Source organism: Citrobacter sp. RHB20-C16, from assembly GCF_013890155.1.
Lineage (GTDB): Bacteria > Pseudomonadota > Gammaproteobacteria > Enterobacterales > Enterobacteriaceae > Citrobacter_A > Citrobacter_A amalonaticus.
This window is the reverse complement of sequence record NZ_CP057630.1, coordinates 1,236,424-1,250,117: the sequence shown is the minus strand read 5'-3', so window position 1 is coordinate 1,250,117 and position 13,694 is coordinate 1,236,424. Positions and strand designations below refer to the sequence as shown.

Genomic DNA, 13,694 nt, shown 5'->3' with positions numbered 1-13,694 from the left:
AGCGCACTATGAGTCAGAAAAATTTCGTTGAACTGCGCAACGTCACTAAACGATTCGGCAGCAACACGGTCATCGACAATATCAATCTCACCATCCCGCAAGGGCAGATGGTGACGCTGCTTGGCCCGTCCGGCTGCGGCAAGACCACCATTCTGCGCCTGGTCGCCGGTCTGGAAAAACCGAGCGAAGGTCAAATTTTTATTGATGGCGAAGACGTCACTCATCGTTCTATTCAGCAGCGCGATATTTGTATGGTGTTCCAGTCGTATGCTTTGTTCCCGCATATGTCGCTGGGGGAAAACGTCGGCTACGGTCTGAAGATGCTGGGCGTGTCGCGCGCCGATGTGAAGACGCGGGTGAAAGAGGCGCTGGCAATGGTCGATCTGGAAGGATTCGAGGACCGCTATGTTGATCAGATCTCCGGCGGTCAGCAGCAGCGCGTGGCGCTGGCGCGCGCGCTGATCCTCAAACCGAAGGTGCTGTTATTTGACGAACCATTGAGTAACCTCGACGCCAACCTGCGCCGCAGCATGCGCGATAAGATCCGCGAGCTGCAAAAGCAGTTTGATATCACCTCGCTGTACGTTACCCACGATCAGAGCGAAGCCTTTGCGGTTTCCGACACCGTGCTGGTGATGAACAAGGGGCATATCATGCAGATAGGCTCTCCGCAGGATCTCTATCGCCAACCCGCCTCCCGTTTTATGGCGAGCTTTATGGGTGACGCCAACCTGTTCCCGGCGACCTTCAGCGAAGCCTCTGTTGATATCTTTGGTTATCGCCTGCCTCGCCCGACGCACTTTGTGGCTCAGGGCACCGGCACCGTTGGCGTCAGGCCGGAAGCGATCACCTTAAGCGATCGCGGAGAGGAGAGTCAGCGCTGTGTGATTCGTCATGTTGCCTATATGGGACCACAGTATGAAGTCACGGTGGAGTGGCACGGACAGGAGATCCTGTTACAGGTCAACGCTACACGCCTGCAGCCGGATGTCGGTGAGACGTACTATCTGGAAATCCATCCGTACGGCATGTTTGTGTTAGCGGATGCGGCATGATGCAATGCCGGGTAAGGCATCAGCCACACCCGGCACAAACTCAACGTTGCGCGTTCAGCGCGGCGATATCCTCTGGCGTGGTGCGACAGCACCCGCCAATCAACTTCGCCCCGGCCGCCTGCCACTGCGGCAGGTAATCCGCCAGGCGCGCACACGATTCATCATGATGATGCCAGCTTTTGCTGCTCGCATCGTAATGCTCTCCGCTGTTCGGATAGACCACCAGCGGCAGCGCCGTTAACCCGTGCAGATGCTGCAAAGCGGCGGTGGCCTGTTGTAGGGCAATACAGTTGATCCCCACCGCCACCGTCTGCGGATAGTGTTCGAGAAACGTCACAACCTCGCGTAGCGGCGTGCCGTCGCTCAGATGCTCGCTGTCGCGCAGGGTAAAAGAGTACCACGCTCGCGCACGCGGATATGCGGTTAACAACGCCGCCAGTGCCTGAATCTCGGCAAAATTTGGTAGCGTTTCGCAGGCCAGCAGATCAACTCCGGCATCCAGCAACGCCTCCACGCGCGGACGGTGGAACGCCTGAAAATCTTCGCCGCTCAGCGTGTAATCTCCGCGATACTCCGAACCATCAGCCAGAAACGCGCCGTAAGGCCCAACCGAACCGGCGACCAGCAGCGTGCCCGCCTGCGGATTTTCTGCCAGATACGCCTCACGCGCTTTACGCGCCAGCTCGACACTTTTCCCAATCAGCGCTTTCGCCTGCGCCTCATCAAAGCCGCAGGCGGCAAATCCCGCTGGCGTCGCCTGATAGCTGGCGGTGATGGCGCACTGCGCCCCCGCCCGAAAATAGTCAAGGTGCACTTCGCGGATAAGCTCCGGGTTTTCCAGCAAAATTTTCGCTGACCATAGGCTGTCGGCTAAATGGCACCCACGCGCTTCCAGCTCCGTCGCCAGTGCGCCATCCAGCAACAGGAAATCCTGCTTATCCAGGAGGGCACTTAACGGATTATATTGCGACATGATAAGGCTCCTGTTTTGCGAACGAGAACAGTCACCATAACACAGCGTCAGCGACGGGGATCCGCGCTCACACGCAATTCCAGACATACCGTCAGCGTTGCACCAGTCGTAAAAACCCGCGCCGGGCGCTTAATGCAGGATCAGGGGTCACAATCAGATACAGAATGGGTCGCCAGCTCATAACGCCTCCACTTCATGGGGTTATCTACACTCTGGCAGGGGCAAAGCAGCCTGACACTAAGACAAAAGTAGGAATGCTGTGCTATTGCTCATACCACAACGTGCGGGGCAAGTAAGAGAGAAACAGCCCTCCCGGCAAAAAAGCCGGGAGGGCTGGAGGCACATCATAAGGCTAGAACTGGTATTTGATTCCCAGCACGCCGCTCGTATCGCGAAAACCGTTATGACCCATTTGTTGCGCAACGTTGCCCCAGACGCTCAGGTCCCGGGTCAACCGCCCCTCGACGCCCACTTTCACCTCACCGACGTTTCGACTTCCCTGCAGGGAGGTGCTCGTGTCATTCATCCTGACACCGTACTGCTTCGAGTTGTGTATCCAGTTCGCCTCGATAAAGGGTTCAAACTCGCGTACGGTTCCTTTTTCCGCAGCGCTTTTACCATTGACGTAAAGACGCATGCCCAGACGGGTCTGAATATTGTTGTCGCCCTGCCCCTGAACCCGCGTGCCGTTTTTCTCTGTATGGTCGTTAGCTTTCACCCCCATCCAGGTGACCTGTGCCTGTGGGCGAAGATACACGTTGCTTTCTATGTCGTCTGCTGCCATGAATGACCCCAGATGGAAGGCGTAACCCGATTCCAGCGACGCCGTCAGCCCCTTGCTTTTATAGCTTTCCTGAGCAATCTCATCACCTTTAACCGTATTGTCAAACCAGTTATAGAGTACCCATGAATCGACATACAGGCCGGTTTTATCCACGGCGTTCTGATACCAGGTTCCGTACAGACCCGCGCTGTAGCCGCTCACCTCACCACGAGAATCGTAGCCTGACAGGCTGTTATGGATGTCGTTATCCTGCTTACCATAGCCTGCCATTACGCCCAACTGATAGCTATCCGTGCCGTTCACACTCCCCTGCAACAACGCGCCGCCGATCTGCACAACAACGCGGTTAGAAGACAATGTGTTCTGATCGTCCGACATCCGCCCCTTGCTGTGCCCGCCTGACGTACGCAGCCACAGACTGGTCATATGCCGTTCCCCGGTAGCAGGGTCGGTATACCAGGAACCTCCCTGACGGTCCTGCAGTCGGGTGTTAAACAGCGTATTCGCTGCCGCCAGGTTGCTGGCATAGCTTCCCCCCTCAGGGCGATAGAGGTTGACCGCATCCGAGGGTTCGCCCGGCGCAGGCCGATCGTTATCAATGACATCAGGGGAATCATCAGGAACAGGCGTGTCTGCCAAATGGGTTAAATACCAGTTATTCCTGTCACTGCCGGCAGCCGTTCCCTGCTTCACGTGATATTCATAGCTTCCCGCCACGATACGACCTCGTTGCACAAAAGCCTCTGGCGTTGAACTGCCGGTCTCAATAATTTTAATCCCTTCATGCAGCAAGGCCCCTGAGCCATTCTCATTGTTAACATGCAAATAGGTCGTGCCGGTCGCGTTGCCGGTAATCACCAGCTTATCCGTCAAGCTGTTGTCGCCGCCGAGAACGGTGCCCAGCGAAAGCGTACCGCCATTACCCGCATAGTCACCATTGATGGTTAATGTATTCCCGGCGCTGGTCACGCTGTTGTTAAGAATGATATTGCCGCTATTCGTCACATCGCCCGTCAGCATGACGTTGAGAGGTGAGGAAGGCGGAACACCATCATCATCAATCAGCAAGGTGCCACGGTTATCCAACGCGTTGACGGTCTGGCTGTTGCCGTTAAGGTTAAGCGTCCCTTCCTCGCCGACGATGACGCCGGAGGTACTGGCAAATGCATTCGACGTGGTCGTCTTCAGCATGCCTTCACTGACAAAAGTCGACCCCGTATAGGTATTTTCCGCTGACAGTATCAGCGTGCCTTCTCCCGCTTTGGTCAGGCTTTTACCGTCCCAGGCCGGATTGACCTGCACCGTATTGTCCGCCAGCGCGACGCCGAGATCGAAGGTTCTGCCCTCATCAAGCGTGAACGTTCCGTGCGCATCCGAATCCAGCCCGTTCCAGTACAGAGAGTACTTAATGACTCGAGAACCTGCGTTGATATAAGCAAAGTCCGGCTGGTTCATGCCTGCCACGAGGGCATTACTGTAAGAAAAAGCGCCCGTAATCCCGTTTGTGGTTTCAACCAGAAGAATGTCCTGCATATCCCAGTGGGTAATGTTGGCGTTAAGCGAGGCGTTGTCGCCAACAGTAAGCGATGCCGCCTTGAGGCTGACGTCACTGCCAAGGGTGAGCGCTGCCCCATCGGCAAACGAAGCATTACCGGAAAATTCAATCGGCTGTTCAGCCAGCGTCACGCTGGCCGACTGACCCACCGTCAGATTACCGTTGATGGCTCTGTTTGCTTCATCATTACTGACGATCTGCAACGTTGTCGCGCCATCGGCCAGCCTGATATCGCCGGTGATAGTCGAGTCGGTATTCAGTGTCAGCATGTTGTTGCCGCCGCTAAGACTGATAGCCGCGCCAGCTTCGCCACCGCTCGAGTACGGAGCGCCGCCGGTAATCACGCGGTTATTGATTATCGTCAGGTTACTGCCGGATATCGCTGCGCCACCTGCACCGTTAGTGCCACCGTTTCTGCCATTGCTGGCTCGCCCTCCTACAATAGAGCCGTTATTCATAATCGTCAGACTGTCGCCGACGATTCCGGTACCACCGTTACCACCGTTGTTGCTATCACTGCCAGCGCCACCGTAGGATCCCTCGCCACCGACGATCGAACCGCTGGCCATATTGGTTATGGTCAGATGATTACCATATATGCCTGCACCACCGTCTGCGCCGTCGGGGCCTGTTGTCTGACCGCCAGAAAAACCCCCATCACCACCGGTAACCGATCCCGCATTGGTGATTGTCATATTATTACCCAGTATTCCCGCGCCCCCTGCGCTGGGCATCCCGGCACCGCCGGCATCGTCCAGACCGCCATAGCCGCCTTCACCGCCGGTCACGGAACCACCGGCTAAATTGTTAATGGTCATATTGCTGCCGGATATTCCCGCGCCAGCATTGCCGGCATTCTCTCCGTAGCCAAACCCTCCTTCGCCCCCGACAATGGATCCGCCGTTGGTGATTCTCAGGTCGGTACCCGATATCGCATCGCCACCTGCGCTGCCGGATTCGCCTCGACCACCCGTAATTGACCCACGGGCAATATTATCAATCACCATATTACTGCCGGATATTCCGGCGCCGGCATTGCCACCTTCAGCCCCATCATAGCCATAGCCCCCTTCGCCACCAAGAATAGCGCCGCTGTTGGTTATGGTCAGCGCAGAACCCGAAATGGCATCGCCTCCCACGCCACTGGAATCGCCTTCACCACCGGTAATACGGTAAGTATTGATAATCGTCAGGTCAGTGCCGGATATTCCAGCACCGCCAATACCGCTCCTACCGCTGTAGTCATCATAACCGTAACTGCCATCGCCTCCGGTGATAGCACCATCGTTGGTGATCATGAGGCTGTTACCTGAGATACCCGCACCGCTAGCGGAATATCTGTCCCCTTCGCCACCGGTGATAGAGCCAGTACGAGAATTGGTTATCGACAGGTCAGAACCCGAGATTCCCACCCCCCCTGTGCCACTGCCGCTAACGCTATAGCTCCCATCACCGCCCGTAATTGCTCCGCCGTTAGTGATGGTTACATTATTACCGGTCATTCCGTCAGCACCGTCGCCGCCAGCGTAGCCATTACCGCCTTTAATCGTGGTGCCGCTGCCAACGCTTACGCTGTTATCCGCCGCGGTCGTTTCCGGGTTCGGCGATAAGACATACCCGGCTCCGGCGCCTTCACTGCCGCCGCTAATCCCGTGAGTCCCTGTGTTGGATTGCGCCGTATAAGGAAATGAGCCATCAACATGAATCGTGGCACCGATTACCAGTCCAGGGGAAATAAAGAGTGAAGCAAGCAATAACGCTATTTTATTTTTATTAAAATGTTGCATAAATAAATCCTTTGTTAGTTTCTACAACATTTAATTCATTTCAATGCATTATTTAGATAATAAATAAGCCTGAAAAAACTAACGAGTAAGAAAAACAGTGAATATTTAAATTATGGAATTTTGCTTAACACTGAATGGGTAGCAAGCATAGTATTTGAAAACTACCGAACTTCCGTTATAGAGTAAATAGCAAAAGAAAAGTAACGAATAATTCTTAAATAACTTTATGCTTTAATAAATAAGAACATTAACAACACAAAATCAACAAGTTAGTTAGAATTCAAATCGCCATGGCATTAATATAGAGACAATCACTTAAGCAACAGCATCAATTTAATTCTTGATAAAACAGGCTGTTACCTCTCGTACTCGACAATATAAATCGGTACGTTTATAAATCCTTAAATTTCTTTATTTCATCTGCAACCAACAAATAAACTGGGAAATGTAGAAGCGGTATTCGGATTTGGCACAAATTCCCTCTATTGGCCCAATCCCATCGGTATTCGCCCATTTGCCCACATTCAGCTTCTGGTCAACACTCTACGATGACACCACTGGCCCCCTCACGTGGAGTATCACCATGAACATTACCCATATTCGCAACGCCACCCAGTTGATTACCTTTGGCGGCAAAACCTTTCTGGTCGATCCTATGCTCGCCCCGCAGGGCGCGTATCCCGGTTTTCCCGGCACAGCGCGAGCCGACATCCGTAATCCGACGGTGGAACTTCCGTGCGACATCGACACCCTGTTACAGGCCGATGCCCTGATCGTCACCCATCTCCATGCGGATCACTGGGACGAGGTCGCCGCAAAGGTCGTGCCGAAAGAGAAGCCGATTTATGTGCAAAACGACAAGGATGCGCAAATCCTGCGGGACCAGGGTTTCAGCCAACTCACCGTACTGACGGACGAGAGCCGATTGGGTGAGGTAACCCTGCGCAAAACGGGCGGTCAGCACGGTTCCGACCGGCTGTACGCCATTCCCGTCATGGCCGAGCGGATGGGCGATGCCTGCGGGGTAATCTTCCAGCATCCGCAAGAAAAAACGCTGTATCTGGTTGGCGATACGATCTGGCGCGATGAGGTTGAAAGCAACTTCATCACCTTCCAGCCGGATGTGGTGGTCCTGAACGCCGGGTTTGCCCACGTGATCGGTTTTGGCGCGATTATCATGGGCGCAGAAGATGTGCTGAAAACCCACTTCGTTCTGCCCGACGCGCAGATTGTGGCTGTTCACATGGAGGCGATAAACCACTGCCTGCTAACACGCGCGGCGCTCAGGGAATACGCGCGCGATAACCAGATTGCAGAATGTGTCCGGGTGCCGGAAGATGGAGAAACCCTGACGTTTTAATCCCCAGTCGAGGAGTGGTATGCGCCCTGTTACCGTCGCGATCGTCGCCGTTGAAGATTTTAGTCCGTTTCACTTCTCAGTGCCGTGCATCATGTTCAGTGAAAAAGCGGCAACGAAGAAACGCTTTGAGGTGCAGATTTGCGCAGAAGTCCCCGGCGTGGTCACCTCTGTTGAAGGCTTTTCCGTTACTGCCCGCCAGGGATTTGCAGCGCTGACGGGGGCTGATATCGTGATTGTTCCCTGGTGGGGGACGACCGCGATTCGCCCACCGCAGTCGCTACTCGATGCGCTGGTTCAGGCCCGGCAAAACGGCGCCCAGGTGGTCGGGTTATGCCTTGGCGCATTTGTTCTCGGTTACGCAGGACTGCTCGACGGCAGACGCGCCGCTACCCACTGGGAGTTTGAAGCCGATTTTCAGACGCGTTTTCCCGCCGCGCGCCTGGATATCAACGCCCTGTACGTCGACGATGATGGCATCATCACCTCGGCCGGTACCGCCGCTGCGCTAGACTGTTGTCTGTATCTCATTCGCCAACGGTTTGGCACTTCGGTGGCGAATCAGATTGCGCGCCGGATGATTGTGCCACCGCATCGCGAGGGGGGGCAGGCGCAGTTTATTGCCCAACCGGTGGCGAAAAACACCCAGGATCAACGGATTAACGGCCTGCTGGAGTACCTTCGCCAGCATAGCCACGAACAGCACGATCTGGACTCGCTGGCGCAAAAGGTGATGATGAGTCGCCGCACTCTGACCCGTCATTTTATGAAAGCCACTGGCTCAAGCGTTGCTGAATGGCTGATTGCTGAACGTCTACGCCGCAGCCAGGAACTGCTGGAATCCTCCCGGCTGCCCGTCGAGCGTATCGCCACAGAGGTCGGTTTTCTGTCTCCGGTGACCTGGCGACAGCATTTTAAGTCCCGCTTCGGCGTCAGCCCGGCAGAATGGCGAAAAACCTTTCAGGGTGTGACGCAAGCAGATTCTGAGTGAGAGACCTCACTCATTCCTCTTTCTCACCTTTACAGGCTTTCACCGCACACCGTATCTTCAGCAACCTGTGAACGAACAAACTGCGCAACAGGATGCCTCCATGACCTTCAGCACGAATTCACTCGCCGCCGTACTGGCCCGACGCGACTGGGAAAATCCCGGCGTCACGCAGCTAAACCGTCTGGAGGCGCATCCTCCTTTTGCCAGTTGGCGCAACGCGACTGATGCGCGTCACAATACCGCCTCATCTTCCGTTCGCAGTCTGAACGGCGCGTGGAAATTTATCTGGTTCGCCTCGCCGGAAGCGGTGCCGGAACGTTGGCGTCTGGGCGATCTGGACGATGCCGATACGATCGCGGTGCCATCAAACTGGCAGTTGCTCGGCTATGACGCCCCCATTTATACCAACGTGACCTATCCGATCCCGGTGGATCCGCCGTATGTGCCGCATGAAAATGCGACAGGATGTTATTCGCTCACCTTTACAATCAGCGAAGCTGAAATACGTGATGGACAGACGCGAATTATCTTTGATGGCGTAAATTCCGCTTTTCATCTCTGGTGCAACGGGCTTTGGGTGGGCTACGGTCAGGATAGTCGCCTGCCGTCGGAATTTGATCTCAGTGAGTTTCTGGTCAGCGGTGAGAACCGTCTGGCGGTGATGGTGCTACGCTGGAGCGACGGCAGCTATCTGGAAGACCAGGATATGTGGCGAATGAGCGGCATTTTCCGCGATGTCTCCCTGTTAAACAAACCCGCCACGCAAATCAGCGACTTACGCATCACCACCCACCTCAACGAGGATTTCAGCCGGGCAATCTTTGCCGCCGAGGTCAGAATGCGTGGAGAATGCCGTGACACTCTGCGCGTGACCGTTCAACTGTGGGATGGCGACGAGCTGACGGGCGAAATCACCGCGCCTTTTGGCAGCGAGATCGTTGATGAGCGCGGAGCCTATGGCAATCGCACGACGCTGCGTCTGCATGTCGATCAGCCTTCACTGTGGAGCGCCGAAACACCGCATCTTTATCGCGCAGTTGTGCTGCTCCATACGGCGGATGGCACACTGCTTGAAGCCGAGGCCTGCGATGTCGGCTTCCGGAAGGTGTGCATTGAAAATGGCCTGCTGTTGTTGAACGGTAAGCCACTGCTGATTCGCGGCACCAACCGTCATGAACATCATCCTGAAAACGGTCAGGTGATGGACGAAGAAACAATGGTGCAGGACATCATTCTGATGAAGCAGAACAACTTTAACGCCGTGCGCTGCTCCCACTATCCGAATCATCCGCGATGGTACACGCTCTGCGATCGCTATGGTCTGTATGTGGTGGATGAGGCCAACATCGAAACCCACGGCATGGTGCCGATGAATCGCCTGAGCGACGACCCGACCTGGCTGCCCGCCATGAGCCAGCGCGTGACGCGCATGGTGCAACGCGATCGCAACCATCCGAGCATTATTATCTGGTCGCTGGGGAATGAATCGGGTCACGGCGTCAACCATGACGCGCTGTATCGCTGGCTGAAATCAGACGATCCGTCACGCCCGGTGCAGTATGAAGGTGGCGGCGCGGACACGGCGGCAACGGATATAATTTGCCCGATGTATGCGCGCGTCGATCAGGATCAGCCGTTCCCGGCAGTGCCGAAGTGGTCAATCAAAAAATGGCTGTCGCTGCCCGGCGAACAGCGCCCGCTGATCCTCTGCGAATATGCCCACGCGATGGGTAACAGCCTCGGCGGATTCGCCAAATACTGGCAGGCGTTCCGCCAGTACCCGCGCCTGCAGGGCGGCTTCGTCTGGGACTGGGTCGATCAGTCGCTGATTAAATACGATGACGAAGGCAACCCCTGGTCCGCGTACGGCGGCGACTTTGGCGACACGCCTAACGATCGCCAGTTCTGTATGGACGGGCTGGTGTTTGCCGACCGCACGCCGCATCCGTCGTTGTTTGAGGCGAAGCACGCACAACAGTTTTTCCAGTTCACGTTGCTGCCTGGCGCGCAACGTCAGATTGAGGTCACCAGCGAATATCTGTTCCGCCATAGCGACAACGAGATCCTGCACTGGACCCTCGCTCTGGATGGCAACCCAGTTGCCACCGGGGAGGTCACGCTGGATATCGCGCCGCAGGGTCGTCAGCGCATCACCCTGCCGGACATCACACAGCCTGACGCGGCAGGTCAGCTCTGGTTGACGGTGCGCGTGGAACAACCGCAGGCAACCGCCTGGTCGCCTGCCGGACACATCAGCGCCTGGGAGCAGTGGCCGCTGGAGGAAAAACTGAGCGTCGTATGCTCACCGCGCGCCAGTACTGCGCCACAGCTCAGCGTCAGCGACGCCGCGTTTACCGTCACGCTCGGCCATAAGCGCTGGGAATTCTGCCGCCAGCAGGGCACGTTAACGCAATACTGGATTGGCGATGAAGCCCAGTTACTGACGCCACTGCACGATCAATTTACCCGCGCGCCGCTGGATAACGATATTGGTATCAGTGAGGTGACAAGGATCGATCCTAATGCCTGGGTTGAGCGCTGGAAAGCCGCCGGGCATTACCAGGCGCAGGCGGTGTTGCTGCAATGCGAAGCCGATACCCTTGCAGACGCGATTCAGGTAGCCACCGTTCACGCCTGGCAGTATCAGGGTGAAACCTTGTTTATCAGCCGTAAAGCCTGGCGCATCGACGGCCACGGCGAAATGCAGATCGCCGTTGATGTCGATGTTGCCAGCGGCACGCCGCATCCGGCACGTATCGGTCTGACCTGCCAACTGGCGCAGGAAGCAGAACGGGTGAACTGGCTGGGGCGTGGTCCGCATGAAAACTACCCGGATCGCCTGTCTTCGGCCTGTTTTGACCGCTGGGATTTATCACTGGATGAGATGTATACCCCTTACGTTTTCCCCAGTGAAAACGGCCTGCGTTGCGGTACGCGTGAACTGAAGTACGGTGCGCACGTCTGGCGCGGTGATTTTCTTTTCAACATCAGCCGATTCAGCCAGAAACAACTGATGGAGACCAGCCATCGACATCTGCTACAACCGGAGGCCGGGGCCTGGCTGAATATTGATGGTTTCCATATGGGCGTCGGCGGCGACGACTCCTGGAGTCCTTCGGTGTCGCCGGAATATCAGCTGAGCGCCGGGCGCTATCACTATCATGTTAGCTGGAGCTAAGTGCCTGATGGCACGACGCTTATCAGGCCTACATGTTGAGTCATTGTAGGCCTGATAAGGCGTTTACGCCGCCCTATCGGGCCATCAGATTACTCCTCCATCGCCTGGCGGATTTGCTGCAGCGCCGCCGGATCGTCAAGCGTGGTGAGATCGCCCGGATCGCGGCCTTCGCAAATGGCCTGGATCGTGCGGCGGAGCATTTTGCCGGATCGGGTTTTCGGCAGTTGCGAAACAAACCAGACGTGGGCAGGACGACCAAAATTGCCAATCTGGCTGTCCACCAGCGCCATGATCGCCTTCTCTTCCGAATGCGCCACATCGCGGTCTTCCAGACTGTCGCTCTGTTTGGGAATGACAAATGCTACCGCCACCTGCCCCTTCAGCGCATCTTTTACCCCGACCACCGCCACTTCCGCCACGTTCGGATAGCTGGAGATACTCTCCTCGATTTCCCGCGTGCCCAGGCGATGCCCGGCGACGTTAATCACATCATCCGTGCGCCCCAGAATGAAGTAGTAGCCGTCGGCGTCACGAATACCCCAGTCAAACGTGGCGTATACCTGACGATTGAACAGCGACCAGTAGGTATTCACAAACCGTGCATCGTCGCCCCAAATGGTCTGAATACAGCCGGGTGGCAGCGGCCCTTCGATCACCACCATCCCCTTCTCGTTGGCGCCGCAGGGTTCGCCGGTCATCTCATTGAGCAACTGGACGTTATAGCCATACATGGGCACGCCGGGGCTGCCGAGGCGCGACGGTCGGTCATCCAGTGCCCGGGCCAGCGCCATAATCGGCCAGCCGGATTCGGTCTGCCAGTAATTATCAACAACCGGCACGCCCAGTGTTTCCGTTACCCAGCTTGCGGTCGGTTCGTCCAGCGGCTCGCCTGCCAGATAGAGCACCTCCAGCGAGGAGAGATCGTGATTGCGGATCTGCGCGGTCGGGAATTTTTTCAGCACGCGAATAGCGGTCGGTGCCGAGAACATCCGGTTGACCTGATATTTCTCGACGATCTTCCACCACACGCCGCAGTCCGGATACGTCGGCAGTCCTTCATACACAATGGTTGCCATCCCTGCCAGGAGCGGTGCGTAGACAATGTAGGAATGCCCGACAACCCAACCGATATCCGACGCGCAGAAGAACACGCCCCCCGCTTTGCCGCCAAAAATGGTCGCCATTGAGGTCGCCAGCGCCACGGCATAGCCGCCGACATCGCGCTGCACGCCTTTGGGTTTTCCGGTGGTGCCGGAGGTATAAAGAATGCAGGACGTTTCATTGGATTCCAGCCACGTCACCGGCACCGTGGCGCCGAGATGCTGCTGGCGCAACGTCGCAAAGTCGAGATCGCGACCAGCCACACGCGCCATTTTCGCCAGCCCGCGATCCACCAGTAACACCTGTTTCGGCTGATGTTGCGCCTGCTCGATCGCATCATCGAGCAGCTTTTTATAGGGCAACACTTTACCGCCGCGCGCCCCCGCATCGGCGGAGACAATCAGCACCGGCTTCGCGTCATCGATGCGCGCCGCCACGCTGTGCGAAGCAAAACCGCCGAACACTACCGAGTGGATCGCGCCAATCCGTGCGCAGGCCAGCAGCGTGATATGCGCCTCAGCGATCATCGGCATGTATACCAGAACCCGATCGCCGCGCTGCACGCCGAGCGATTGCAGCATTGACGCCACCACGTTCACTTCGTCATAGAGCTGACGGAAGGTAAAGGTGCGCTCCTCTTCGGTCTCGGATGAGACAGCGATCAGCGCCAGCGCATCCGGTTGTTTCTCCAGCCAGCGGTCAATGGCGTTATGACACAGATTGGTGGTACCGCCGCAAAACCAACGGGCAAACGGTGGATGGCTGTGATCCAGCGTGCGGGTAAACGGCTGCTGCCAGTCAATGCGCCGGGCCTGCTCGGCCCAGAATGATTCCGGTTGCGTAACAGAACGCTGATAAAATTCGCTAAAAGACATAACGCTCTCCTGTTGAACTTACGCCTGATGAAGCGGGT

Annotated in this window: 7 protein-coding genes; 4 read left to right on the top strand and 3 right to left on the bottom strand. The window is 56.4% G+C overall.

From position 1 onward, the window contains the following. The first annotated feature begins 8 nt into the window (after positions 1–8). Entirely contained in the window at positions 9–1,055 is a 1,047-nt protein-coding gene (fbpC, locus tag HVX64_RS05980; protein ID WP_044259069.1) for a ferric ABC transporter ATP-binding protein, read from the top strand. A 40-nt stretch (positions 1,056–1,095) separates the two neighbouring features. On the opposite strand, the gene mmuM is transcribed toward fbpC, so the two are convergent. Both mmuM and HVX64_RS05970 read right to left on the bottom strand, forming a co-directional pair. Continuing rightward, the gene (mmuM, locus tag HVX64_RS05975) at positions 1,096–2,028 is read right to left on the bottom strand and encodes a homocysteine S-methyltransferase (protein ID WP_044259070.1); all 933 of its coding nucleotides are present in this window, start codon (positions 2,026–2,028) and stop codon (positions 1,096–1,098) included. Positions 2,029–2,380: 352 nt separating this feature from the next. Continuing rightward, positions 2,381–6,154 (bottom strand): autotransporter outer membrane beta-barrel domain-containing protein, encoded by a 3,774-nt coding sequence (locus tag HVX64_RS05970; RefSeq protein ID WP_052443936.1) that lies wholly within the window; start codon positions 6,152–6,154, stop codon positions 2,381–2,383. A gap of 583 nt (positions 6,155–6,737) precedes the next feature. On the opposite strand from HVX64_RS05970, the gene HVX64_RS05965 reads away from it, so the two are divergent. The 3 genes from HVX64_RS05965 (at position 6,738) to HVX64_RS05955 (ending at position 11,680) form a co-directional block, all read left to right on the top strand. Then, complete coding sequence (locus tag HVX64_RS05965) at positions 6,738–7,514, top strand: MBL fold metallo-hydrolase (protein ID WP_044259072.1); 777 nt, start codon at positions 6,738–6,740, stop codon at positions 7,512–7,514. A gap of 19 nt (positions 7,515–7,533) precedes the next feature. Beyond that, positions 7,534–8,502, top strand: coding sequence for a helix-turn-helix domain-containing protein (locus tag HVX64_RS05960; protein WP_043001658.1), 969 nt, complete (start codon positions 7,534–7,536; stop codon positions 8,500–8,502). A 100-nt stretch (positions 8,503–8,602) separates the two neighbouring features. Beyond that, positions 8,603–11,680, top strand: coding sequence for a beta-galactosidase (locus HVX64_RS05955; protein ID WP_044259074.1), 3,078 nt, complete (start codon positions 8,603–8,605; stop codon positions 11,678–11,680). Positions 11,681–11,769: 89 nt separating this feature from the next. Here the strand turns inward: HVX64_RS05955 and prpE are convergent, their stop codons facing one another. Beyond that, positions 11,770–13,656, bottom strand: a complete 1,887-nt coding sequence (gene prpE, locus HVX64_RS05950) for a propionate--CoA ligase (RefSeq protein ID WP_044259075.1) — start codon at positions 13,654–13,656, stop codon at positions 11,770–11,772. Positions 13,657–13,694 lie beyond the last annotated feature (38 nt).